Below are 25266 nucleotides of genomic sequence, written 5' to 3'. Positions count from 1 at the left end.
GCGGAGGCGCACAGCATGAGGCTCAAGGCCGATGAGGGGCGCGACTCCACGTGTGGACATGGTTGAGTCGCCACAGTTGTGACGATCTATGCTACCCCGGCGATTCAGCAAATCTCAAGCCGAGAGCCCGGGCGTGTCGCGCAGCGGAATGCGTGCAGGCGCGGGCATGAACGCCCGCCTCCCGCGCGCTAGTGCGCCGCAGCGTTCCAGTTCGCGCCGTGGCCCACCTGCACCTCGAGCGGCACCGACAAGTCGGCGGCGCCCGCCATCTCCTCGCGGACGATGGCCTCGAGTCGATCCCACTCACCCTCGGCGACCTCGAACATGAGCTCATCGTGGATCTGCAGGAGCATGCGCGACGTCAACCCGGCCTCGCGCATGCGGAGCTCGACCTGGATCATCGCGCGCTTGATGATGTCGGCGGCGGAACCCTGGATCGGTGCGTTGAGCGCAGCGCGCTCCGCGTTCTCGCGCAACACCCGGTTCGGGCTCGCGAGATCCGGGAACGGCCGGCGCCGACCGAAGATCGTCTCGGTGAACATGTCGCGCTTGGCCTGATCCACCACCGAGCGGAGGTAGTCGCGCACGCCTCCGAAGCGCTCGAAGTAGTCCGTCATGAGCTGCTTCGCCTCGGCGCCCGAGATGTTCAGCTGCTTCGAGAGACCGAAGGCCGAGAGCCCGTAAGCGAGGCCGTACGACATCGCCTTCACCTTCGATCGCATCTCGTTCGTGACCTCTTCGGGGGCGACCCCAAAGATACGCGAACCGACGAATCGGTGGAGATCCTCACCCTCATTGAAGGCCTGAATCAACCCAGCATCGCCCGAAAGATGCGCCATGATGCGCATCTCGATCTGCGAGTAGTCGGCCGTCATCAGCGTGTCGAAGTCGGCGCTGTGCGTGAAGGCCTCGCGAATGCGCCGGCCTTCCTCCGAACGAACCGGAATGTTCTGCAGGTTCGGGTCGGTGGAGGCGAGTCGACCAGTGCTCGATCCCGTCTGCACGAAGGTCGTGTGCACGCGACCGTCGGGCTGCACCGCCTTGATCAGGGTTTCGACCATCTGCCGCAGCTTGTTCGCGTCACGGTGTCCGAGAAGCGCGTCGAGGAACGGATGCGGCTGCTTCAGTCGCAAGTCAGCGAGTGCTGCCGCGTCCGTGGTGTAGCCGCGCGTCGTCTTCCGCGTCTTCGGCATGTCGAGCTCGTCGAAGAGCACCTCCTGCAGCTGCTTCGGCGATGACAGATTCACCTCGTGGCCGATCGCATCGAAAGCGGCCTGCTGCAGCTCGGCGACGCGGGCCGTGAGCTCCGCCTGATGCGCCGCGAGCAACGGTTCGTCGATCTGCACGCCGCGGTGCTCGAGCGCGTCGAGCACCGAGATCAGGGGAAGCTCGATGTCGCGGTAGATCTCGCTGGTTCGCGACTCGAAGCGTTCAACGATCGCCGAATGCGTCCGCAAGATGTACCAAGCGAGCGTCGCAACGTCGGCGACGCTGCCCTCATCGGGAACCAGCTGGTTCGGATCCCCCTCGGGCACCTGCTCACCGAGGTATCGGAACACCGCGTCGGCGATACCCTTCTCCGCCGTCGAGGGCCGAAGCACCCATGCCGCGATGAGCGCGTCTCCCGCAACGCCCCCGATCTCGACTCCGGCCCGCCGAGCAAGCTTCATCTGCTGCTTCGCGTCGAAGAACACCTTGGGCGCCTCCGACGCGAGCCACTGGTCGAAGAGCAGGTAGTCGCGCCCGCCGGGCTGCCAGTCGAAGCGCACCGTAGCGTCGGCCGTCGCCGCGCCCACCTCGTAGCCCGTGCCCACCTCGCGGATCAGCACCGCGGGCGCCTCGGCCTTCGCGAGCCAATCCGCGAGCTCCTCGTCGATCAGGTTCTTCGGCTCAGGCCGTTCCGGGGCGAGCGAAACCGCGGCCGTCACGCCATTCGATGCCGGCACCTCGGCTCCAGCGAGCTTCCCCACTCGCTGCAGCAGCGTGCGGAACTCGAGCTTCGCGAAGACCTGCTGCACCGCGTGCATGTCGATCTCGCCGCGCTTCAACTCGTCAAGCTCGAGGTTGAGCTCGACGTCGCGCACGAGGCGGTTGAGGCGTCGATTGCGCTCCGCGAGGTGCGCGTGCTCGCGCAGGCTTTCGCCCACCTTGCCGCCGACCTCGTCCTTCCGCCGCAGAATTTCCTCGAGCGAGCCGAATTGGTTGATCCACTTCACCGCGGTCTTCTCACCGACCCGCGGGATACCGGGCAGATTGTCGCTCGTCTCGCCGACGAGAGCAGCAATCTCGGGGTACTGCTCCGGGCGGATGCCGTAGCGCTCCATCACCTTCGCGCCGTCGTATCGGGTGAGCTCGCTCACACCCTGCTTCGACGGATACAGCAACGTGATGCGATCGTCGACCAGCTGAATCGTGTCGCGGTCGCCGCTCACCACGAGCACGCGGTAGCCCCGCTCGGCAGCGCGCGTGGCGAGCGTCGCGAGAATATCGTCGGCCTCGTAGTTCTCTTTTTCGATGGTGCGGATCCCCATCGCATGCAGCGCCTCCTGCAGCAGCGGGATCTGCCCCTTGAACTCCGGCGGGGTCTCCCCTCGCGTGCCCTTGTATTCGGGATACTCCTCCGTACGGAACGAGTGCCGCGAAATGTCGAAGGCCACGGCCAGCGCATCCGGCTGCTCATTCCCGAGCAGGTTGATGAGCATCGCGATGAAGCCGTGAATGGCGTTCGTGTGCTGCCCCGTCTGCGTCTGAAAACTATCGACGGGCAGCGCGTAAAAGGCGCGGAAAGCGAGTGAATGGCCATCAATGACCATCAGAGTAGGCTGAGTGTTCGACACGCGCCCAGCCTACAATCCGGCGCCGACATTCCCCAGGTGCGGCATCGATCCCGGAGCTCGTGCGTGTCGCAAGCTACGAAGAAAGGCACCATCGAAGATGACCGAAACCACAAGCCGCCCCGCCTCATCCGAGGCCGAGCTCGCAGAACTCAATTCGCGAGGACTCGGTGTCCTCGCGGGGCGCATGGGCCTCGTCCTGACCGAGATCTCGCCTGAACGGGCCGTGGCGACGATGCCGGTCGAGGGCAACACCCAACCGATTGACCTGATGCACGGCGGAGCGTACGTGGTACTCGGCGAGTCGCTCGGTTCCACCCACGCGAACTACATGGCTCCGGAGGGCTATGTCGCGGTCGGCCTCGACATCAACGCCACGCACACGGGCTCTGCGGTCTCCGGCCTGGTCACGGGCGTCTGCACGCCGATCAAGCTCGGCCGCTCCATCGCGGTACACGAGATCGCGGTCACGAACGATCAGGGGCAGCGTTGCTCCACGATCCGCATCACGAACTTCTATAAGAAGATTCAGTGAGGATCGCGGCACGTCGGGCAGCGACGCCCGTGTGACGCCGACTCCGCGACCTCCGGGTCGCAGCATGCAAACGGCCCCGGACCGCAACTGCGGTACCGGGGCCGGTCTGCGAGCAAGGCGCCTCAGCTAACGAGGAGCTGGATCGAGCGAAACGTTAGTCCTTCTTCGGGCCGAGCTGATCAATGATCGTCTTCGCGACGTCCTGCATGGTGAGGCGACGATCCATCGATGCCTTCTGAATCCAGCGGAACGCCTCGGGCTCCGTGAGCCCCATCTTGTCGTTCAGGATCCCCTTCGCGCGGTCCACGAGCTTCCGCGTCTCAAAGCGCTCAGCGAGATCCGCGACCTCGCTCTCGAGCGCGACGATCTGCTGGAAGCGCGAGAGTGCGATCTCGATCGCGGGAATCAGGTCGGCCGGGGTAAACGGCTTCACGACGTATGCCAGCGCGCCGGCCTCGCTCGCGCGCTCCACGAGCTCGCGCTGGCTGAAGGCGGTCAGCAGTACGACGGGGGCGAGGTGCGTCTTGTTGATGCGCTCCGCGGCAGAGATGCCGTCGAGCTGAGGCATCTTGACGTCCATCACCACGAGGTCGGGGCGCAGCTCTTCGACGAGCTTCACAGCCGTCTCGCCGTCGCCAGCCTCACCGACCACTTCGAAGCCGTTGTCGCGCAGGGTCTCGACGATATCGAGACGGATCAGGGATTCGTCTTCCGCAACGACAACGCGTCGCGGAGCGCTCGATGCAGTGCTCTGGTCATTCACCCGACCAGCTTACGTCATCATCGCTGTACACCGCCGGAGCATCGCCTACCGATTCGGCTTTTCATGCGGCTGCCCACGCCCCGCTGCGCGCGTCACCTGGAACAGCTCTGCCGGACGTAGCCCTCATCGCTCGGGGTGAGCAGGTCACGGTCACGCAGCACGACGGACGCCGGCGTGTTCTCATCGCTGCACATCTCCGTAAACGGTTTCGGCAGCTGGTCGCTGTACTCGATATCGATGACGGCTTCCCCGTACACAGCCGTGTACGACTCGCACTCCTCATATGCCGCGCACTCCTCGGCGATGGCGAAGTCGAAACCCGCGCCCCGCCCCAGCGTCACCGTGTCCTCCGCGGCGTTCTTCTGCCCCGCGGCCAGCCCTGCAGCGTGGGCGCCGTCGACGAGTAGCTCCGACAGAGCGACATTGTCCTCGAGCGAGAGCGCGCCATGCGACCTCGTGTAGCTGTCGAGGTTGTCGAACTCCACCGCATCGAAACCGGCCTCGGCGCAGCCATCGATCCAGGGGACCACGACCGCCGCGATCGCCTCTCGCTTCTCGGTGGACGACGTGTCGAGCAACGCCTCATCCGGCCAGTCGGGGTCGAATAGCGTCGCCCCATCGAGTTGCAGCAACAACTGTTCCGGCCAGGCATCGAGACCGCCGGGCTGCGTCTGGAACGCATTCACGTAACAGATCGAATAGACGCCGGGCGCGGGCTCGGCAGTGCGATCGCGCACGACCACCCCGACATCCGCCTCCGGCTCGTACGCTCCGCCGAGCTGATAGTCGGGAATCGCCCCCGCAGGGAATCCGCCCTCAAATACTTCTGAAGCGGCGGATCGGGCATCAGCGACAGCCGCCTCTCCGCTGCTTTCGCTCGCGCTCCCGGCACCTGCGCAGCCGGCCACCGCGCCCCCCAGGACGGCGCACACGACCACCGCGCGCGACCCGCGCGTCGCAGCACCCGCCCGACTGACCATCCGCTCAGGCTACTACTCGCGAACGCACCAGCCCAGATGCGTGACTGGGCGGCACCCAAGCTTTGGGGACCGCACTCTACTCCGACTCCACGCTGCTCGTGTGATGCGGAGTTCCAACGGGCTTCGACTCACTGGATCCTCGCTGCCGCAGATAGATGGAGAACGCGATCATGGCACCAACAGCCAGGAATTCGGACTGCCAATTCTGCAAGGTGCGGTTCCAAAACTCTGCAGAAAGGGCGTAGTCGACCCACGATTCAGCCGGAAGCCCGTGTTGAGCATTTTCCTCATTCGCGACGACATGGCCCGCGAGCGATTGTGCGAACCAAGAAAGCAAGAAAATCGCACCCATAGTGAGGAGCAGAGAGTTGGAATAGATCCACAAACGAACGCCTCGTACCCGTGCCCACCGTGGCGAATCATCTCGGGCGTATTCGCCAACGAGCTGCTCCTTGTCCGTTCCGACCCCCTCATCTCCCGGCTTCTTCGACTCGGGTGAACCTCTCTGCACGAACCAGATTGCGGCCAGAATGAAGAGGAAGAACTGCAGAAACTCTGACTGCCAGTTCTCAGCGACGTCAACGAGAAAATCAGATGAGGTAACGAAATCCGCGTACGTTGTTGCGGGCTGACCGTGCTGGAGCAACTCCTGGTTGTTGTACTGGTAACCGGCGATTGACTGGCCGATGAGCGTAATGACGAAAATGAGAAGGAATACGAGCGTCAGGCTCGTGTTTCGAGCGAAGCGTCGCATGACGATTTCACCGCCCCGCAAGCGGGAGGACGATCATGATGGCGAGGCCTACCCCGATAATCAGCATCCATGACCAGAAGGACGCACGGGTTGCGTGCACGTTATGCCGATCGTCCTGCAGAGATTTATCAGTCGTCATGTGCACATCTTCGCCTATCAGTTCCCCTCCTGGAGAGGGCTTGACTGTACCCTCGCGCGAACGCACGCACTGAAGAAAATGCGAAAATCGTGGACGAAGACCCCGGCGAGTGAAACGACAGACCCCCCACTTCCCAATGTTTCCATGGGAGTAGGGGGTCTTGAGTTCGTGCCGAATGCGGGACTTGAACCCGCACGCCTTTCGGCAACGCATTTTGAGTGCGCCGTGTCTGCCAATTCCACCAATTCGGCGAACCCTGCCAGCTTAGCGCAGCGCACAGGCCCCGGAAAACGAGGCGTGCACACCGCTCAGCAAGCGGGGCCTCGGAGGCTACGAACCTTGAGTCTCCGAGGTGAACTTCCGCGGCGCCGCCTCCGGCAGCAGGCCGGTCGACTCGCCGATCCGGTGGATCCGCAGGGTGTTCGTCGTTCCCACGACCCCGGGAGGCGAACCGGCGATGATGAGGACCTTTTCGCCAACCTCGACGCGCGAGTGCTTGAGCAGCACCTTGTCGACCTGCTCGAACATCTCGTCCGTGCTGTCAACGCGGGGCACCTCGTAGCTCCGCGCTCCCCACGTGAGTTCCATTCGACGTCGCGTGTGAGCGTCAGGCGTGAACCCGATGATCGGGATGGGCCGGCGCAAACGCGACATCCGACGCACGGTGTCGCCCGACTCCGTGAAGACGCAGATGTACCGCGCACCAACGAAGTCGGCGACCTCGGACGCAGCGAGCGTGAGAGCGCCACCCTGCGTCCGAGGGGCGCTGCCAAGCGGTTCGATCCGCCCGAGCGCGTGGTCCTCGGTCGCCTCGATGATCCGCGCCATCGTCGCAACAGCCTGCACGGGGTACGCACCCACGCTGGTCTCGCCCGAGAGCATGACCGCGTCGGCGCCATCGAGCACCGCGTTCGCGCAGTCCGAGGCCTCGGCGCGCGTCGGGCGCGGATTCTCGATCATCGACTCGAGCACCTGCGTCGCGACGATCACCGGCTTGGCGTTGCGGCGCGCGATCGACACGGCTTCGGCCTGCACGAGCGGCACGCGCTCGAGCGGCAGCTCCACACCGAGATCGCCGCGGGCGACCATGATGCCGTCGAAGGCGCGAACGATGTCTTCGAGGTGCTCCACCGCCTGCGGCTTCTCGATCTTCGCGATCACCGGCAATCGCACGCCGACCTCGCCCATGATCTCGTGCACCCGCGTGATGTCCGCTGCGTCGCGCACGAACGAGAGCGCGATGTAGTCCACGCCGAGACGCAGCGCCCAGCGCAGGTCGTCCTCGTCCTTCTCCGAGAGCGCCGGCACATTGACGGCGACGCCGGGAAGGTTGATTCCCTTGTTGTTCGAGATGTTGCCGGGCACCTCGACGCGCGTGTAGACCGTGTCTTCAGTGACGCGGATCGCTCGCAGTGCGACCTTCCCGTCGTCGATGAGCAGCGGATCACCCTCGCGCACATCGCCCGGAAGCCCCTTGTGGGTGGTGCCGCCGATGCTGCGATCGCCGACGATGTCACGCGTCGTGATGGCGAACTCGTCGCCGACCTCGAGCGCATAGGGGCCGTCGGCGAACGTGCCGAGACGAATCTTCGGGCCCTGGAGATCGGCGAGCACGGCGATCGGTCGCCCGACCTCCGTCTCCGCACGACGAATGTTGCGGTAGATACCCTCGTGCACGTTGTACGTGCCGTGAGACATGTTGAGCCGCGCCACGTTCACGCCCGCTCGGATGAGCTCCAGCGTGTGGTCGTAACTCGAAACAGCTGGCCCCCAGGTGGCGACGATCTTGGCGTGGCGCATAGAGCAGGCTCCTTTGGTTAGCGGTTGTCGCGCGTCGCAGCGTCGGGCGTGCCGGCGGCGGCAGGCGCCACAGCCGGATCCGCACCCGCGGGATCCACATCGGCGACGACCAGATCATCAGCGGCATCGGAGCTCAGCTCATCATGCTCGGCGCCCGGCGCCCCGGCCTCGTCACCGTGATCGATGACGTGGTAGTACTCGTCGGGATTCGCGGTGTCCTGCAGCACGGTGTCGCCAGGGTGACGACGGCCCGGCAGGTACACCGAGTTCTCGAGGCCCACGTGGCGCCAGCGCCGCGCGAAGAACAGCACGATTCCGAATACGACGGCCAGAACCGCCGCGAGCACGTTCGTGCGTACGCCGAGGAACAGCAGGCTCGGATCGACGCGCAGCGACTCGGTGAAGGTGCGGCCGATGCCGTACCAGATGAGGTACAGGGCGAAGAAGGAACCCCAGCGCGGACGCCACTTCTTCTCGATCGCGAGCAGCACCACGATACCGAGCAGGTTCCAGAGCGCCTCGTAGAGGAACGTCGGATGGAAGAGCGTTCCCTCGGGGAGCCCGATCGGGAAGGCCGCGTTCGTCGACTCGATCTCGAGCCCCCACGGCAGCGTCGTCGGGCCGCCGAAGAGCTCGTGATTGAAGTAGTTGCCGAGGCGGCCGACGGCCTGCGCGAGGAGCAGCCCGGGCACGAGCGCATCGGCGAACGACCAGAAGCGGATCCCCGTGATGCGCGACGCGACGAGCACGCCCACCGCACCACCGAGCAGGGCGCCGAAGATCGCAATTCCACCGTTCCAGAACGCGAAGATCTCGAGAGGATTCTTGCCGTCGCCGAAGTAATCTCCCCAGTGCGTCACGACGTGGTACAGGCGCGCACCGATGATGCCGAGCACGAGCGACCAGACGAGGAAGTCGAAGACCGCACCGCGCTCTCCTCCGCGCTGACCCAGGCGACGAGCAGTCCAGATCCCGGCCAAGATGATGCCGAGAATGATGCACAGTGCGTACAAGTAAATGCGCAGCGGGCCGATCTGCAGGTATTGCAGCTCCGGGCTCGGGATGCTCAACGGGAGAACCATTCACTCCTCTTTCGCCGGCGGTGCGTCACCGCAGGACTTCGGTGGAAAGCCACCCGACTGAGCCGGGCGGCGGACAAAATCATCCTATCGCGCGGTGCCGACAGCGATGGTGCGGACGGTCTCAGCGAGCTGCGTGACCCCGCCATCGCGCAGCGCGCGCACGAACGCGGTGCCGACGATCGCGCCATCGGCGTACTGCAGCACTTCCGCCACCTGCTCCGCTGAGGAGATGCCGATGCCGACGCACGCGAGGTCGGCGCCCTGCTCGCGCAGGCGCTCGGTCAGCCCGCGCGCAGCTGCGTTGAGCTCGGCTCGTTCGCCCGTGATGCCCATCGTCGAGACGGTGTAGACGAAGCCGCGGCTCGTCTGGCTCACGAGCGCGAGACGCTCGTCGCTCGACGTCGGAGCGGCCAGGAACACCCGGTCGAGCCCGTGGGTCTCGCTCGCCGCGATCCACTCGTCCGCCGCGTCCGGGGTGATGTCCGGCGTAATGAGGCCGGCGCCGCCGGCAGCCGCGAGATCACTCGCGAAGCGATCGACGCCGTACTGCATCACGGGATTCCAGTAGGTCATCACGAGGATCGGCGTATCGACGACCTCCCGCACGCGGCGCACTGCTTCGAAGACGTGCGTCAGTTTGAACCCGCCGGCGATGGCCGTCTGGGTCGCCTCCTGAATGACCGCACCGTCCATCACGGGGTCCGAGTACGGCACCCCGAGTTCGATGACATCGGCGCCGCTTTGAGCGAGCGCGATCGCGGCTTCCACGCTGGTATCGAGGTCGGGGAAGCCCACCGGCAGGTACCCGATGAGCGCTCCGCGTCGATCCTGCTTCGCCGCGCGAATCGCGGCCGAAACCTGAGACACCGTCTCGCTCATCCCTCAACCTCCGAGGCGTTCGCATCGAGCAGCCCGAAGTACTTACCCGCCGTGGCCATGTCCTTGTCGCCGCGCCCCGAGAGACTCACGATCACGACGCCGTCCGGGCCGAGCTCGGTGCCGATGCGCAGCGCGCCCGCGAGCGCGTGCGCCGACTCGATCGCGGGAATGATGCCCTCAGTGCGGCTGAGCAGCCGCAAAGCCTGCATCGCCTCATCATCGGTCGCGGGGATGTAGTCGACGCGGCCGATGCTCGCGAGCCACGCGTGCTCCGGGCCGACGCCCGGGTAGTCGAGACCCGCCGAGATCGAGTGCGACTCGACGGTCTGGCCGTCGCCGTCCTGCAGCACATACGTCTTCGCGCCGTGCAGAATGCCGGGGCGGCCGCGCTCGATCGACGCAGCGTGCTGCTCCGTGTCGACGCCGTCGCCCGCCGCCTCGACGCCGTAAATGCGCACATCGGCGTCATCGAGGAACGCGTCGAACATGCCGATCGCGTTGGATCCGCCGCCGACGCACGCGACAACCGCGTCCGGGAGGCGACCGATGCGCTCCTGCAGCTGCGCGCGAGCCTCCTCGGAGATGACCTTCTGGAAGTCGCGGACCATCGCCGGGAAGGGGTGCGGGCCTGCGGCGGTGCCGAAGATGTAGTTCGTGTGCTCGACAGTAGCGACCCAGTCGCGGTACGCCTCGTTGATGGCGTCCTTCAGCGTGCGCGAACCGGTGCGCACGGGAACGACCTCGGCGCCGAGCAGCCGCATGCGCGCGAGGTTCAGCGCCTGGCGCTCGGTGTCGACCTCGCCCATGTACACGGTGCACTCGAGGCCGAACAGCGCGGCCGCCGTCGCGGTCGCGACACCGTGCTGGCCCGCTCCCGTCTCAGCGATCACGCGCTTCTTGCCGAGGCGCTTCGTGAGGAGCGCCTGCCCGAGCACGTTGTTGATCTTGTGCGAGCCAGTGTGGTTCAGGTCCTCGCGCTTCAGAAAGACGCGCGCTCCCCCGGCGTGCTCCGCGAAGCGCGGCACCTCGGTGATCGGCGACGGCCGCCCCGCGTAGTTCTGCAGCAGCTCCGAAAGCTCGGCATGGAACGCGGGATCGGCCTGGGCCGCGGCATAGGCCTCCGTCAGCTCGTCGATCGCGGCGATGAGCGACTCGGGCATGAAACGCCCGCCGAACTCGCCGAAGAACGGGCCGTGCTGATCGCGGAGGCTGATCACACCGGGTGTCTCGTGGGTCACAGGGGTCCTTTTGGCTTCAGACGCTCAGGTAGGACTGCAGCGTCGCGATGGGGTCGTTGGTCACGAGCGCCTCGCCGACGAGCACTGCGTCGGCGCCGGCTTCGCGATAGTGCTCGACGTCGGCGACGCTCAGCACGGCCGATTCGGCGACTCGCGTGACGCCGGCCGGGATCTGGTCGGCAACCCGGCCGAAGAGCTCACGATCCAGCTCGAAGGTGCGGAGGTCGCGCGCGTTGACGCCGATGAGCTGCGCGCCCAGGTCGACGGACCGGGCCACTTCTTCTTCGCTGTGCGCTTCGACGAGCGGGGTCATGCCGAGTTCGCGGATCAGACCGTGCAAACGCTCGAGCCGCGGCTGCGGGAGCGCGGCGACGATCAGCAGCACCAGGTCCGCTCCGGCGGCCCGCGCCTCGAACACCTGGTACTCGTCGCCGATGAAGTCCTTGCGCAGCACGGGAATGCTGATCGCCTTGCGCACCGCTTCGAGATCGGCGAGCGACCCCTTGAACTTGCGCTGCTCCGTGAGCACGCTCACCGCGCTCGCGCCGCCCGCCTCGTACTGCGTCGCAAGATCCTGCGGCTCGGGGATCTCTGCGAGATCGCCGCGCGACGGGCTCGCGCGCTTCACCTCGGCGATGACCTTGATGTGGTCGGCCGGGGCGAGCGCCGCAAGCGCGTCGAGTGCGGGGCGAGCGCTCAACGCATCGGCCTCGACCTCGGCGAACGGACGTTCGCGTCGCCGAGCCTCCGCGTCTTCGAGTGAGCCCGCGAGTAAGTCTTCGAGCACGTCAGTCGTGGGTCGGAGGGGTGAACTTCGGCCCGTTCACGCCGTAGCCGGCCTTCGAGAGGATCCAGCCGAGCAGCGCGCCGATCACGACGACGCCGGCGCACGCCCACACCATGGGTGCATTGTGCAGGAAGAAGAAGACGGTGCCGGCCGCGATGCCGATCAGCATCACTACAACGGCCGTCCATGCGGCGGGTGAATCGCCGTGGCCGGGGTCTCCGTGCTGGGTACTCATGAAACTCCTCTGAACAGATTTCAACGACTCCAGACTAGCGGAAATCGCGTCGGGGGTCGGGCGGCACCCCGCGGGGCGGGCGGCGGATCAGCCGCGCGCCCCACCCGCCTCGCCGCTGCCGCCGTCGGAAATGTCCTCCCCGTCGCTCGGGTCGTCCCCTCCCGACAGCGCATCCCAATCGGAGATGCGGTCGGGCTTCGCGCCGACGGAACTGGCGGTCGCAGCGGGCGCGGCCGATCCCGAATCGTACTTGCGGCCGCCCGAGACCCAGCGCCCGCCGAACACCACCACGGTGAGCCCGAGCAGCGCGGCGACGACGCCCGCGATCGCGGAGACCCACACCCACGCGGAGAGATCGCTCCAGACCACGAGAGAGGTCGTGTCGGCCCCCGAGATGCCGGTGAGGGTGGTCACGGTCCCCGAGATCGCGGCGAGCGGGGCCGCGATCACGGAGATGGTGAGGGCGGCGAGTCCGCCCCCGAGCAGCACGACGAGCGCACCGAGCACGCGCCGGAAGATCGGGCCCGCGATGGTCAGGGCGAGCGCGGCGGCCACGGTCGCGATCGCGATCGGCGACAGTGCAGCGTTGACGTCGTGGCCGGCCACCGTCTCGAGGCTGTGCGTACCGTCGACCATGAACGAGACCCACGTCTGGGACCCGGCGAGCAGACCGAGCGCTCCCGCGAGCGCGATGCCGGTGATTGTGAGGAGCTTAGGCCGCATCGTCAGCCTCCCCCAGTGCGCACAGCGTGTTGGCGATCGCGATGGCGCGCAGCGGCGCCGCGGCCTTGCTCTGGCACTCAGCGTCCTCGGTCATCGGCACGGAGTCGGCGACCACCCCCGCCCCTGCTTGCACCATGGCGACTCCGCCCTTGATGGTCGCGGTGCGGATCGCGATGGCGAGATCCGCAGCTCCCCCCAGCCCGAAATACCCGACTACGCCACCGTAAACGCCGCGCTGCACGGGCTCGAGCTCGTCGATGATCTGCAGGGCGCGCGGCTTCGGCGCACCCGACAGCGTGCCCGCCGGGAAGGTCGCGCGGAACACGTCGATCGGGTTGTGGCCCGCGCGCGTACGCCCCTCCACGCTCGACACGATGTGCATGATGTGGCTGAACCGCTCGATGCGCATGAACTCCGTGACCTCCACTGACGACGGCTCGCAGACGCGCAGCAGGTCGTTGCGGGCGAGGTCGACGAGCATGAGGTGCTCGGCGCGCTCCTTGTCGTCGGCGAGGAGGTCGCGCTCGTGCTGCTGATCCTCCTCGACCGTCGCGCCGCGAGGCCGCGAGCCCGCGATCGGGTGCGTCATCACGTGACCGTCCTCCTGCACCGTGACGAGTGCCTCGGGGCTCGACCCGACGACGGAGAACGGCTCGCCATCAGCGTCTTCGAGCTGCAGCAGGTAGAGATACGGGCTCGGGTTCAGGTGCCGCAGCACACGATAGACGTCGAGCGGATCGGCTGTGCACTCCTGATCGAAGCGCTGCGATGGCACGACCTGGAAGATGTCCCCGTCGACGATGTACCGTTTTGCTGCTTCGACCGCCGCGACGTACTCGGGCGTCGTGGTGAGGCGGATCGGCGCCGCGGTCGCGGCGCGGTCGACCGAGCCGAGGGGGGATGCGAGCGGCGCGGCGAGGGCGGCCTGGAGCGCGTCGAGTCGTGCCTGAGCGTCGGCCCACTGCGCGTCGGCGAGTCGAGCGTCGGCAGTGCGGGCGTCGGCGGTGCTGGGATCCTGCGCCACATCACCCTGCGCCGCATCCTCCAGCGCCGCATCGTGCAGCACGTTCGCGAGCAGCACGACCGTGCCTTCGCGGTGGTCGATGACCACGAGCTCGGAGACGAAGCTGAGGCCCTGGGTGGGAAGTCCCGGCCCTTCGCTCGGCCCGTGCTCGAGCTTCTCGAACTGACGCACCGTCTCCCAGCCGAGGTAGCCGACGAACCCGCTCGCGAGCGGCGGCAGGCCAGTCACCTGCGGAGACCGCCACCGCTCGTAGACCGCACTCAACGCCTCGACCGGCGCGAGCGCGTGAACGCCTCCGGGGAGCAACCGATCCTCACTCAGATCGCGCCCGGGCGACGGCGCCCAGTGCGCCCGCCCGTCGCGCTCGCCGAGCACGCCGAAGCTGCCCGCGCCGACAAAGCTGAACCGCGTCCAGACGCCGCCCTGCTCCGCCGACTCGAGAAGGAACGTGCCGGGGCGCGACGCGGCGACCTTGCGGTAGATGCCGACCGGCGTGTCCGCGTCCGCGAAGACCTCGCGGCAGACGGGAATGACGGCGTGGGAGTCGCGCGCGGCGTCGAACGCGGCGCGCGTGGTGGTCATACTCACCGTTTCAGCCTACCGCGCGGGGCGCCGCCGACCCTCCGCGTCCACCCATGCAGATCAGTCGCTTTCCGGCTCCCCCACGAGGGCCGGAATCTCACGCCCGGTGAAGCAGGCACGAGTGCCGGTGTGGCATGCGGCGCCGATTTGGATCACCCGCACGAGCAGGGTGTCGCCGTCGCAATCCATGGCGACGCTTCGCACGTACTGCCGGTGGCCCGAGGTGTCGCCCTTGCGCCAGTATTCGCCCCGCGAGCGCGACCAGAAGGTGACCCGGCCGGTCGTGAGGGTGCGGCGCACGGCCTCGTGATCCATCCAGGCGAGCATGAGCACCTCGCCGCTCGCGTCATCCTGCACGATCGCGGGCAGCAGCCCGTCGCGCCCGAACACGAGATCCGACGGGACGGGGTCGATGTCGGGAGATGCCGCGTTCATCGCACCGCCTCCGTGCCGGTGAGGCGTACGACGTGGCCCGCATCCGCGAGCGCTCGCTTGACCTCGCCCACGGTGAAGGTGCCGTCGTGGAAGACGGAGGCCGCGAGCACCGCGTCGGCTCCCGCCTCGACCGCCGGGGCGAAGTGCTCGAGCTTGCCTGCGCCGCCCGAGGCGATCACCGGCACTTCCGAGATCTCGCGCACGAGCGCCGTGAGCTCCAGGTCGAAGCCCGCGAGCGTGCCGTCCGCGTCCATCGAGTTCACGAGCAGCTCACCCGCTCCGCGCTCGACCGCCTCGCGGCACCACTCGAGCGCGTCGATCTCCGTCTCGCGCTTGCCGCCGTGCGTCGTGACCACGAAGCCAGACGGGGTGCGCGGGCTGCGCTTCACATCGAGCGACAGCACGAGCACCTGCGCGCCGAAGCGGTCGGCGATCTCGCCGATCACGTCGGGGCGGGCGATCGCGCCGCTGTTGATCCCGACCTTGTCCGCCCCCACTCCGAGAAGTCGCGCCACGTCCTCGACACCGCGCACGCCGCCACCGACGGTCAGCGGGATGAACACCTGCTCCGCCGTGCGCTGCACCACCTCATAGGTGGTCGAGCGGTCGTCGACGGTCGCCGTGACGTCGAGGAACGTCAGCTCGTCAGCGCCCTGCGCGGCGTACCGCGCAGCGAGCTCGACGGGGTCCCCCGCGTCGCGGAGGTTGAGAAAGTTGACGCCCTTGACCACGCGCCCTGCGGCGACATCGAGGCAAGGGATCACACGAGTCGCGATCGACATCGTGACCCCCTCAGAGCCGCGCGGCGTGGATCGCGGTCACGAGGATCGCGCGGGCGCCGAGGTCGTAGAGGCGATCCATGATCTCGTTCGCATCGTCGGAGCGCACCATCACACGCACCGCGACCCACTGCTCGTCCTTCAGCGGCGACACGGTCGGCGACTCGATGCCTCCCGCAACCTGCGTCGCCTCGTCGAGACGGTCGACCGGAAGGTCATAATCCATGATCACGTACTTGCGCGCCACGAGCACGCCCCGGAGGCGGCGCAGCAGGCGATCGATGTCGGGGTGGGCGTTCGGGCCGCCGATGAGCACGGCGGTCGATTCGAGGATCACGGGCCCGAAGATCTCGAGGCCCGCGGCACGCAGCGTGGCGCCCGTCGACACGACGTCGGCAACGGCGTCGGCAACACCGAGCTGCACCGCAGATTCCACCGCTCCGTCGAGCTTCACCAGCTCGGCGACGACCCCGCGTTCGCGCAGGAAATCGTCGACGAGCTTCGGGTAGCTCGTCGCCACGCGGCGCCCCGAGAGGTGCGCGAGCTCACTGATCTCGCTGCCGGACGGCGCCGCGAAGCGGAACGTCGAGTCGCCGAAGTCGAGCGCCGCGATCTCCGTGGCCTCCGACCCCGAATCGAGCAGCAGGTCGCGCCCGGTGATCCCGACGTCGAGCGCGCCGGAACCGACGTACGTCGCGATGTCCTTCGGCCGCAGGTAGAAGAACTCCACCTGGTTGCGGCTGTCGGTGTGCACGAGCTTGCGGCTGTCGCGGCGGCCCGAGTAGCCCGCCTCAGTGAGCATCTCGGTTGCGGTCTCGGAGAGCGAGCCCTTGTTCGGTACGGCGATACGAAGCATGGTGTCGGAGAGTCCTTCCGTGCGGCCGGAGCTGCCGGCCAGTGGTGAGAGGTCAGCGGCAAGCATCGGCGCGCGGGAGAACCGCCTCGCCGATGCTACAGATGCGCGTAGACGTCGTCGAGGGTCATGCCCTTGGCGAGCATCAGCACCTGCAGGTGGTACAGCAACTGGCTGATCTCTTCGGCGCAGGCTTCATCGGTCTCGTACTCCGCGGCCATCCAGACCTCGGCGGCCTCTTCGACGATCTTCTTGCCGATCGCGTGCACGCCCGCATCGAGGCGCGCGACGGTGTCGCTGCCCTCGGGTCGGGTGGCCGCCTTCTCGGAGAGCTCGGCGAACAGCGCCTCGAACGATTTCACGCGTCTAGCTTATCGGGTTCGCGAGGGGTGCGGATCGTGGGAGCTCGTGCGGGGTCAGTGCCGGTGCGCCGCTGCTGCCACTCGAAGCTCGATCTGCACGCAGATCGAGGGACGCTCAGTGCTGATGATGCGCTGCGGCAAGCCGTAGCGCTGCGATCCGCTCCTCCGGCATTCCGCCGTAGACGGCCGATCCCGCGACGAAGGTGTCGGCGCCCGCCTCCGCCGCGATCCCGATCGTGTCGACCGTGATGCCACCGTCGACCTGCAACCAGACGTCGAGACCGAGGCGCTGTTTCGCGTCGGCGAAGCGGCGGAGCTTCGGCATCATGTCAGGCATGAACGACTGGCCACCGAACCCGGGCTCCACGGTCATCACGAGTACCTGGTCGAACTCGGGAAGGAGTTCGAGATACGGCTCGGGGTCGGTTCCCGGCTTGAGCGCGATGCCGGCCCGGGCGCCGATCTCACGGATGCGGCGTGCGAGCGCGACCGGGTCGGCGGCCGCCTCAGCGTGGAAGGTCACCGAGTACGCGCCGAGCTCGGCGTAGCCGGGCGCCCAGCGATCGGCGTCCGAGATCATGAGGTGCACGTCGAGCGGCACGGGCGACACGGCTTGGATCCGCTCCACGATGGGCGGGCCCATCGTGAGGTTGGGCACGAAGTGGTTGTCCATCACGTCGACGTGCACAAGGTCGGCGGCGCTGATGGCCTGGAGCTCGGACTGCAGGTTCACGAAGTCGGCGGACAGAATGCTCGGGTTGATGCGCTGCGCGGTCACGGCTCCCAGCCTAGGGCTTCTCCTCGGCTCGCTGCTCCGCCTGCTGGCGCGCCCGGCGAGGCGCCGGTTGGTCGGCTTCTTGGTCTGCCTCTCGGTCGGCTTCTCGGTCGGCCTCTTGGCCCGTCTGCAGGCCCGCCTCGTCTCCTTCCTCCGCGGCGGGCGCCGCACCGGGCGCTGCCGCATAGCTCTGCGACAGGGTGCGATACGCGCGAGTGAACATCGCTCCCACCGCGATCACCAGCATCGCGAGCCCGGCCCACACGAAGATCAGCGCGATACCGCGCGTATCGCCCTCGCCGAGCAGCCAGCCCCACGTCGCGCGGCCGTCGCCCTCGCGCATGTAGGGCACCACCCAGAACTCGGCGACCGGCGCGATGAGCAGCGCGGTGATCGGGGCCGCGGCCGCCTCGAACGTCATCGCGAGTCCGAACACGCGCCCCTGCTTCTCGAACGGGACGACGCGCTGGATCACCGTCTGCTCCGCCGCCTCGATCGCCGGCATCATCGCCATGAACACCCAGATGCCGACCACGAAGAGCCACGGCCACTCGCGCAGCGTGAACACCATTCCCAGCACGCCGAGCAACGCCGCGAGCACGAGCATCGTGCGGATCGGGTTCTTGCCGAGCCCGAACTTCGCAACGAGTCCGCCGCCCACGATGAATCCGGTCGATGCGACCCCGAAGACGATGCCCCAGACCTCGACGGAGAACATCTCGAGGCCGTACGGATCGAGCAGCGTCATGAAGACCCCGCCCGAAAGGTTGTTGAGCGTTGTGAAGCAGACGAGCGCCAACAGGCCCGGTACCGCGAGCATCGCGGCGAATCCGCCGCGGAAGTCGACGGCGCTGCGCGTCGGATCCTGCACGATTTCGGGCTCCGGAATGCCGAGGCTCAGGAGATGAATGATCGGAGCGCCGGTCATGACGGTCGCGATGATTATCGTGCCGCCCATGCCGAGGAGGCCGACCGAGAGACCGCTGAACACGCTCGTCGCGATGAACGCGAGCCCCTGCACGGTCCCGACGAGGCCGTTCGCGTTCGCGTGGCGGTCTACGGGAACGAGCAGCGTCACCGTGGTCGCGAGTGCCAGGTTCCGCAGGATCTCAACGACGCAGCCCGCGAGCACCACCAGCGTGAAGAGCCAGAACCAGGGGCGGTCGAGGCGCAGTAGCTCGCTGCTCGGCACCGTGAAGTACAGCGTGCACCCCAGCAAGAAGGCGACGAGCGAGCACCACGCCGAGAGCAGCATGACGCGGCGCTTGCGCAGGCGATCGACGAGCGAACCGAACCACATCGAGCAGACGGCGACGAGGATCATGTAGATGCCGCCGAGCACGCCCGTCGCGAGAATGCTGCGCGTCTCGAGGTACACCCAGAACACCACCGCGAACCACAGGAAGTTCGTCGTGAGGTTCGCAACCGCCGTGTTCACGAGCACGTGCAAGAACGTGCGCATGCCGCCCGCAGGCGGGATCGGACGCGAGGGCTGCGCTGCCGCCGCGCCGAGATTCTCGGCCATGGGAACAGGGTAAGCGCGACCGCCGACACGCACCAGAGGAAGCGGGCACGTGCGGCGCGGAAATTCTCGCCGCACCGTTTCCCGCGCGTCCGCGACGCACCAACAACGCGACGAACGCCGCGTCAGCGCCAGCGGAACAACGCGACGAACGCCGCGTCAGCGCCAGCCGAACAACGCGATGAACATCGCGTCAGTGCCCTGACGATGCGGCCAGAGCTGGGCGCTCAGCGCCTTGCCCGCGAGGTCGATTTCACCGCGCGCCACGCGCGCAACGGTGGCCCGCGCGTCGAGCTCCACGAGATCGGGGTGTCGGCGCAGCAGTCGCTCGACGGCGACCCGGGTCTCCGCGAGGTGCGGCGAGCACGTCACGTACGCGAGCACCCCCTCGGGCGCGAGGTGATCCACCGCCGCGTCGAGCAGCTCGCCCTGCAGCTGCGCGAGCTCCGGAAGATCCGAGGGCTGCTTGCGCCACCGAGCCTCGGGCCGCCTGCGGAGCGCACCGAGCCCCGAGCACGGCGCGTCGACGAGGATGCGATCGAACTTCTCAGCGCCGAAGGCGGCCTCGGAGCGGCCGTCGTGCGACACGACCTCCACGGCGCGCGAGACGCCCGAGACCGAGCGCCGCACCAGTTCCGCGCGGTGCTCCGACACCTCGTTCGCGCGCACGGTCGCGCCTGCGGCGAGCGCCTCGGCGCCGAGCACCGCGGTCTTCCCGCCCGGGCCCGCGCAGAGATCGAGCCAGCGCTCGCCGGGACGCGCGTTGCGATACCGGGTGAGCGCGAGCGCCGCGAGCTGCGAGCCCTGATCCTGCACCCGCGCGTAGCCTCGCCTTGCGCCGATCGCATCGATCGCCAGCAGCGGATCGCCACCGGCGAGTTCGAGACCGAGCGGCGAGGGGCCCGCGGCCTCGAGCGCCTGAGTGTCGGGGTGGTCGGCGATGGGGTGGTCGGCATCCCGCTGCTCGGCGCCGCGCTGATCCGCCGCCTCATCGGGCGTGACGCCGGCGCCGGGCAGGATCGCGAGGCTGACCCGGGGTGACGCGTTATCGGCGGCGAGCAGGGCGTCGAGCTCGTCGGCTCGCCCCTCCATGCGGAGCGCATCGCGCAGGGCGCGGACGATCCAGACCGGGTGCGAGGTGCTGGCGGCGAGGGCATGGTCGGCGTCGGGCGCGGTTTCGACGATACGTGCGTCCCACTCGTCGCTCTCCGCGCGGCCGATCGTGCGGAGCACGCCGTTCACGAATCCCGCTGCCCCGCGATTGCCGACGCGGCGCTGCAGTTCGACGCTCTCGTTCACCGCGGCGTGGGCGGCCGTGCGCATGCTGAGGAGCTGGTGCGCGCCGAGGCGGAGCACGTTGCGCGTGCGAGCGTCGATGTCGTCGATGCCGCGCTTCGCCGCGAGTTCGATGATGCGGTCGTAGCGGCCGCGCCACCGCAGCGTGCCGCCGACGAGCTCGGTCGCGAGACCGGCGTCACGTGAGTCGAGCTCGGCCTCGCGGATCCGCGCCGGAAGGGCGAGGTTCGCGTACGCCTCGCGATCCTCGACATCGCGGAGCACGTCGTAGGCGACGAGGCGGGCCGCGGATACTCGCGCTGATGCGGATCGCGCGGAGGCGGATCGCGAGCCTGCTGCCGAACCGGAACCCGAGCGCGAACGCGAGCCCGAACCTGGTGCCGCGCTCACGAGATCACCGCGCTTCCGCCGCGACCGCGGAGCCAGGCGGCGCCGTCCATGGCCGCCTTACCGGCGGGCTGCACACGCACGAGTTCGAGCGCGCCGTCGGCGAGGGCGAGCACCGCGGCGCCGCCGTCGAGCGACACCGTCCCAGGAGATGGCGCCTGCCCTGCGCCGTCAGCCGCCGCCGCCCGCCGCAGCTCCCGCAGCTTCAGGGGTTCGCCGTCGTGCAGCACATACGCGCCGGGCTCCGGGGTCACGCCCGCCCAGTGCGCGAGCACCTCGCTCGTCGACCGGGTCGGGTCGAGCTTGCCGTCTTCGCGCGAGAGCTTCCGCGCCGTCGTCGCCTCCCCGAGCTGCGGGGTACCCGCCTCCGGATCCTGCGCCAGCAACTCGACCGCCGCCGTCAGCGCGGCCGTGCCGAACGTCGCGAGGTCGGTGAGCGCCGCTCCCGCCGGTGTTCCCTCGGGGTACTCGCGCTCGTCCCGGGTGAGCACATCACCCGCGTCGAGCGCCTCGACGAGCCGGAAGACCGTGACGCCGAGGCGCTGCTCTCCCGCCTCGAGCGCGCGCTGCACCGGCGCCGCACCCCGCCATCGCGGGAGCTCGGAGAAGTGCAGGTTGATCCACCCCCGCTCGGGGAGCCTGAGCAGCGGCTCCCGCACGAGCCCGCCATATGCGACGATGACGCCGAGCTCCGGGGCGAGGTCGCGCACCCACTCGGTCGTGGCGTCGCCGAGGCGGTTCGCGCGGTGCGTTGGAATGCCGAGCGCCTCGGCCGCGGCGGCCACGGGTGACGGGGTGAGGATCCGCTTCCGCCCCAGCGGCGCGTCTTCACGCGTGATCACGCCAACGACCTCGTGCCCCGCTTCGACCAGCGCGTGGAGGCTGGGCACGGCGAACTCGGGGGTTCCGGCGAAAACGATGCGCATCCGTCTATTCTCCCACTCGCTGTGCGGGCGTCACTCCACCCTCGGCGAGCAGCGTCCAGCGCGCGCCTCAGGAGTCGAAGACGCCGCGGTCGTCGAAGCGGAGACGGAGCGCCTCGGGTCGGGCGCGACCGGGCGTGCTCCCCCGGGTGCGAGAGGCGGATCCCGCGGCATCGGCGACCAGTGCACCCCGCAGGCGCCGTGCGACTTCAGCACCGTGACCGTAATCGCACCGCACGATCGCGCGCACGAGTCCTTGCGGCGTCTTGGCGGGCCCGCCGGCCGGGAGCGGCGCCGGGCCGAGAAAGTCGACCCCGGCCATCCCCTCGAGCTGCGCCAGCGCCCGCTCCACCTCATCGGGCCCGCCGCTCACACTCGCGACGCGGACCGCGGGCGGGTAGCGCAGCGCCTGCCGGTCCCGCAGCTCGCCGCGCAGCCACTCGTCGACGCGGCCCGTCACGAACGCTCGCACGACCGGCCCGCCACCAGAGGCCATGAGGCAGATGCCGTCGGGCGCGGTGAGCGCCGCCGCGTTCTCCCACCAGCGGAGGCAGTCCTCGCCCGCGCGCAGCGTCTCGATACTCAGGAGCCGCTCGGCGTCGAGCAGAACGACCGCGCGATATCCCCCGGCGGCCAGCGGCTCGGCACCGCGGGTCGCGACGACGATCGCGGACCGCCCGTCCACGCGCTCCCGCGGATGCTCGCCGTCGCTCAGCAACACGCGCGCGCCCGCGAACTGCCGCTCGAACTGCTCGACGGTGCGTCCGGACCCCATGCCGCGCTCTACGAGCGTGCGCCCGTCGCACGTGCCGCACTGCCACCGCGTCGGATGCTCCCCGCACCACCGGCACGAGGCGCGCCCAACCGCTCGGAAGCCGATAGGCCCCCCGCATACCGCGCAGCGCGCAAGGTCGCCGCAGTCCGCGCACACCGCGATCGGCGCGTAGCCGGGCGTCGCGACCTGCACGAGCACCGGGCCGCTGCGCAGTCCCTCGCGAATGGTGCGCGCCGCGAACTCGGGCACGCGACCGGCGAAGGCATCGGGCGCAAGCGAGGCGTCGGCGTGCACGATGCGCGCTCGCCTCGGCGGGTTCTGCTGCGCGCGCACGTACCCGAGCTCCACGAGGCGCTGCACCTCGGCGCTGCGAGTGTGCCCCGCGAAGAAGAGGCCCGCGCCCGACTGCTCGGCGCGCACCAGCGCCGCGTCCCGCGCGTGCACGTACGGCGTGAGCGGCTCCGCCAGCACGGGGTCGCCGTCGTCCCACATCAGCACGGCGCCGAGCGCTTGCGCCGGCGCGTACACCGCGGAGCGATTGCCGAGGATGATCCGGGGCTCAGCGTCGAGCGCCCGAAGGAACCCGGCGTAGCGATCTCCGTTCGACTGTCGCGAGTCGACGCGCACGATGTCTTCGTGCCCGAGCGCTGCAAGTGCATCGCGCAGCTGGTCGAGGTCACGATAGTCAGGAGCGATGAGGATCGCGCTGCGCCCGAGCGCGTACACGCCGAGTGCGATGCGGACGAGTTGCGCCGCCCAGCCGCCGACCCACTCACCCGTGTGCAGGCGCTCCGGGCCGTGCGACGCTGTGAGCGCGAGCCGAGCGCCGCCGATGAGCTGCTCCGCGATCGTGCCTTCAGGAGTCGGGTTCTCCGCAGCACCGCCCGATTCTCGCACCGCGGCTTCGGCGATCGCGACGGCCTCCGCCTCGGTCGCTTCCGCGCCCTCGACGTCACCGTCGCTCCCGCGGTCCGCCTCGTCAGCGCCCGCGGCCGACGCACTGGCCGACGCCGCGGCGAGGTGCTTCTTTTCCACCCGCACCTGGCGCGTCGGGATTGCGAGGCGCAGAATGTCGCCCGCGGATCCCCCCGCGCGATCCGCAACCGCCCGCGCGAGCCGCCACACCTCCGGCGTGAGCTGCGGCACCGTCGTCACGAGATCGGCGATCGGCTGCAGCTCACCCCCGAAGTCGCTGCGGTCCACGAAGCCGATGACGTAGCCGAAGGTCTTGCGCTCGCGGGAACGAAACGGGACGCGCACCCGCTGGCCCACGCGGATCTCGTCGCTGAGCTCGGGCGGGATCGCGTAGTCGAACAGGTGGTCGAGCTGCGGGAGCGCGGAGTCGAGGAGTACCTGCGCGACCGGCCGGCCCGCCGCCCCCTCGGCTCGGTCGAACGCCGACGTGCCAGCTTCAGCGCGCTGCGCCCCGCTGTCAGCGCGCGAACCCCCGCCGCCCACGCCGTCTGAAGGTGCCGTCACGAACGCCGCCTAGAGCCCGGCGGCGGCCCGCAGTTCGGCGACGCGCGGGGTGGCCTCCCAGGTGAACTCGGGAAGCTCGCGACCGAAGTGCCCGTAGGCACTCGTCTTCGCGTAGTTCGGACGCAGCAGCTCGAGGTCGCGGATGATGGCGAGCGGACGCAGGTCGAACACCTCGCGCACGGCACGCTCAATGCGGTCGAGCGGCACGGTCTCGGTGCCGAAGGTCTCCACGTACAGCCCGACGGGGTGCGCCCGACCGATCGCGTACGCGACCTGCAGCTCGGCCCGGGCGGCGAGCCCCGCCCGCACCACGTGCTTCGCCACCCAGCGCATCGCGTAAGCAGCGGAGCGGTCGACCTTCGACGGATCCTTGCCGCTGAACGCGCCGCCGCCGTGACGACTTGCGCCGCCGTACGTGTCGATGATGATCTTGCGACCGGTGAGACCCGCGTCCCCCATGGGACCGCCGACCACGAAGGGCCCTGCGGGGTTGATGAAGAGCGAGGCATCGGCGCTCGGCAGCTCCACCCGCTCGAGCACCGGGCGAATCACGAGGTGCTCGACGGCGTCGCGCAGTGCCTCCTGGGTGATGTCGGCGTGATGCTGCGTGGAGACGACGACCGCCTCGACGCTCGCCGCTCGATCCCCGTCATAGCCAATGGTGACCTGCGTCTTGCCGTCGGGCCGCAGCTCGGGCAGCTCCCCGCTTTTGCGCACCTCCGTGAGTCGCTCGGCGAGACGGTGCGCGATCCAGCTCGGCAGCGGGTGCAGCTCGGGCGTCTCGTCGGTCGCGAAGCCGAACATGATGCCCTGATCCCCGGCACCCTGCCGGTTGAGCGCGTCCTCGTCGCCCTCGCCGCTGCGCATCTCGAGCGACGTATCGACACCGCCGGCGATGTCGGGCGACTGCTGACCGATCGACACCGATACTCCGCACGACGAGGCGTCGAAGCCCATCTCCGAGCTCGTGTACCCGATCTCGCGCACGGCCTGGCGCACGAGCTGCGGAATCTCGACGTAACCGGTGGTCGATACCTCGCCGGCGACGTGCACGAGACCCGTCGTCACGAGCGTCTCGACGGCGACACGCGCCCCCGGGTCTTGCTCGAGCATCGCATCGAGGATCGTGTCCGAGATGCGGTCGCAGATCTTGTCGGGGTGGCCTTCGGTGACGGATTCAGAAGTGAACTGGCGCAGCGGCACGGGACTCCTCAAATGGAAGCGGACAGGGGGCCGGATGGCGGTACCGACCCGAGAAAACGCCGATGGCGTCGGACCCTGTTCAGGGTATCCGACGCCACCGACATTGCTGCGGCGCGCAGTAA

General features: G+C 68.6%; 23 protein-coding genes and 1 tRNA gene. 1 reads left to right on the top strand and 23 read right to left on the bottom strand.

The genetic code is table 11. The features are described from left to right. Positions 1–188 precede the first annotated feature (188 nt). The gene (gene polA / locus WFH00_RS03575; protein ID WP_336659729.1) at positions 189–2813 is read right to left on the bottom strand and encodes a DNA polymerase I; all 2625 of its coding nucleotides are present in this window, start codon (positions 2811–2813) and stop codon (positions 189–191) included. 121 nt (positions 2814–2934) lie between these two features. Here polA and WFH00_RS03570 point away from each other — a divergent pair, with 121 nt between their 5' ends. Then, complete coding sequence (locus tag WFH00_RS03570; protein WP_336659253.1) at positions 2935–3369, top strand: hotdog fold thioesterase; 435 nt, start codon at positions 2935–2937, stop codon at positions 3367–3369. Between the two features lie 154 nt (positions 3370–3523). Here WFH00_RS03570 and WFH00_RS03565 read toward each other — a convergent pair whose 3' ends face one another. From WFH00_RS03565 to metK, 22 genes are all read right to left on the bottom strand, one after another. Then, positions 3524–4132 carry an ANTAR domain-containing response regulator gene (locus WFH00_RS03565; protein WP_336659252.1) on the bottom strand — a complete coding sequence of 203 codons (609 nt, stop codon included), beginning with the start codon at positions 4130–4132 and terminating at the stop codon, positions 3524–3526. A gap of 92 nt (positions 4133–4224) precedes the next feature. Beyond that, the gene (locus WFH00_RS03560; protein WP_336659251.1) at positions 4225–5112 is read right to left on the bottom strand and encodes an endo alpha-1,4 polygalactosaminidase; all 888 of its coding nucleotides are present in this window, start codon (positions 5110–5112) and stop codon (positions 4225–4227) included. A gap of 76 nt (positions 5113–5188) precedes the next feature. Then, complete coding sequence (locus WFH00_RS03555; RefSeq protein ID WP_336659250.1) at positions 5189–5866, bottom strand: DUF6766 family protein; 678 nt, start codon at positions 5864–5866, stop codon at positions 5189–5191. A 308-nt stretch (positions 5867–6174) separates the two neighbouring features. Beyond that, positions 6175–6256: transfer RNA gene (locus WFH00_RS03550), tRNA-Leu, on the bottom strand. 79 nt (positions 6257–6335) lie between these two features. Beyond that, positions 6336–7805, bottom strand: coding sequence for a pyruvate kinase (gene pyk / locus WFH00_RS03545; protein ID WP_336659249.1), 1470 nt, complete (start codon positions 7803–7805; stop codon positions 6336–6338). Positions 7806–7822: 17 nt separating this feature from the next. Next, entirely contained in the window at positions 7823–8887 is a 1065-nt protein-coding gene (gene lgt / locus WFH00_RS03540; protein ID WP_336659248.1) for a prolipoprotein diacylglyceryl transferase, read from the bottom strand. An 84-nt stretch (positions 8888–8971) separates the two neighbouring features. Beyond that, entirely contained in the window at positions 8972–9766 is a 795-nt protein-coding gene (gene trpA / locus WFH00_RS03535) for a tryptophan synthase subunit alpha (protein ID WP_336659247.1), read from the bottom strand. Then, a complete protein-coding gene (trpB, locus tag WFH00_RS03530) occupies positions 9763–10980 on the bottom strand; it encodes a tryptophan synthase subunit beta (protein ID WP_336659728.1) in 1218 nt (405 codons plus the stop codon). The genes trpA and trpB overlap by 4 nt, the downstream gene beginning before the upstream one ends. A gap of 40 nt (positions 10981–11020) precedes the next feature. After that, a complete protein-coding gene (gene trpC, locus WFH00_RS03525; RefSeq protein WP_336659246.1) occupies positions 11021–11791 on the bottom strand; it encodes an indole-3-glycerol phosphate synthase TrpC in 771 nt (256 codons plus the stop codon). Position 11792: 1 nt separating this feature from the next. After that, positions 11793–12026 (bottom strand): LapA family protein, encoded by a 234-nt coding sequence (locus tag WFH00_RS03520; protein WP_336659244.1) that lies wholly within the window; start codon positions 12024–12026, stop codon positions 11793–11795. Positions 12027–12113: 87 nt separating this feature from the next. Further along, positions 12114–12749 (bottom strand): Trp biosynthesis-associated membrane protein, encoded by a 636-nt coding sequence (locus WFH00_RS03515; protein WP_336659242.1) that lies wholly within the window; start codon positions 12747–12749, stop codon positions 12114–12116. Continuing rightward, entirely contained in the window at positions 12739–14355 is a 1617-nt protein-coding gene (locus tag WFH00_RS03510; protein ID WP_336659727.1) for an anthranilate synthase component I, read from the bottom strand. Before WFH00_RS03510 ends, WFH00_RS03515 begins: the two co-directional genes overlap by 11 nt. A gap of 60 nt (positions 14356–14415) precedes the next feature. Further along, entirely contained in the window at positions 14416–14790 is a 375-nt protein-coding gene (gene hisI, locus WFH00_RS03505) for a phosphoribosyl-AMP cyclohydrolase (protein ID WP_336659241.1), read from the bottom strand. Next, positions 14787–15572, bottom strand: a complete 786-nt coding sequence (gene hisF / locus WFH00_RS03500) for an imidazole glycerol phosphate synthase subunit HisF (RefSeq protein ID WP_336659240.1) — start codon at positions 15570–15572, stop codon at positions 14787–14789. The genes hisI and hisF overlap by 4 nt, the downstream gene beginning before the upstream one ends. Positions 15573–15582: 10 nt before the next feature. Further along, complete coding sequence (gene hisG / locus WFH00_RS03495) at positions 15583–16425, bottom strand: ATP phosphoribosyltransferase (RefSeq protein ID WP_336659239.1); 843 nt, start codon at positions 16423–16425, stop codon at positions 15583–15585. A 95-nt stretch (positions 16426–16520) separates the two neighbouring features. Next, positions 16521–16784, bottom strand: coding sequence for a phosphoribosyl-ATP diphosphatase (locus tag WFH00_RS03490; RefSeq protein ID WP_336659238.1), 264 nt, complete (start codon positions 16782–16784; stop codon positions 16521–16523). Positions 16785–16899: 115 nt separating this feature from the next. Then, positions 16900–17562, bottom strand: coding sequence for a ribulose-phosphate 3-epimerase (rpe, locus tag WFH00_RS03485; protein WP_336659237.1), 663 nt, complete (start codon positions 17560–17562; stop codon positions 16900–16902). A gap of 10 nt (positions 17563–17572) precedes the next feature. Next, complete coding sequence (locus WFH00_RS03480) at positions 17573–19021, bottom strand: MFS transporter (protein WP_336659725.1); 1449 nt, start codon at positions 19019–19021, stop codon at positions 17573–17575. 219 nt (positions 19022–19240) lie between these two features. Continuing rightward, complete coding sequence (locus tag WFH00_RS03475; protein WP_336659236.1) at positions 19241–20767, bottom strand: RsmB/NOP family class I SAM-dependent RNA methyltransferase; 1527 nt, start codon at positions 20765–20767, stop codon at positions 19241–19243. Then, on the bottom strand, positions 20764–21690 hold the full coding sequence (locus WFH00_RS03470) for a methionyl-tRNA formyltransferase (RefSeq protein WP_336659235.1): 927 nt from the start codon (positions 21688–21690) through the stop codon (positions 20764–20766). The genes WFH00_RS03475 and WFH00_RS03470 overlap by 4 nt, the downstream gene beginning before the upstream one ends. Positions 21691–21757: 67 nt before the next feature. Continuing rightward, positions 21758–23941, bottom strand: coding sequence for a hypothetical protein (locus WFH00_RS03465; RefSeq protein ID WP_336659234.1), 2184 nt, complete (start codon positions 23939–23941; stop codon positions 21758–21760). Positions 23942–23950: 9 nt separating this feature from the next. Then, positions 23951–25144: a methionine adenosyltransferase gene (gene metK, locus WFH00_RS03460; protein ID WP_336659233.1), complete on the bottom strand. Its 1194-nt coding sequence runs from the start codon at positions 25142–25144 to the stop codon at positions 23951–23953. Positions 25145–25266 lie beyond the last annotated feature (122 nt).

The sequence above is a fragment of the Leucobacter sp. USHLN153 genome (assembly GCF_037145615.1).
GTDB lineage: Bacteria > Actinomycetota > Actinomycetes > Actinomycetales > Microbacteriaceae > Leucobacter.
This window is presented reverse-complemented; position numbering and strand designations above follow the sequence as displayed.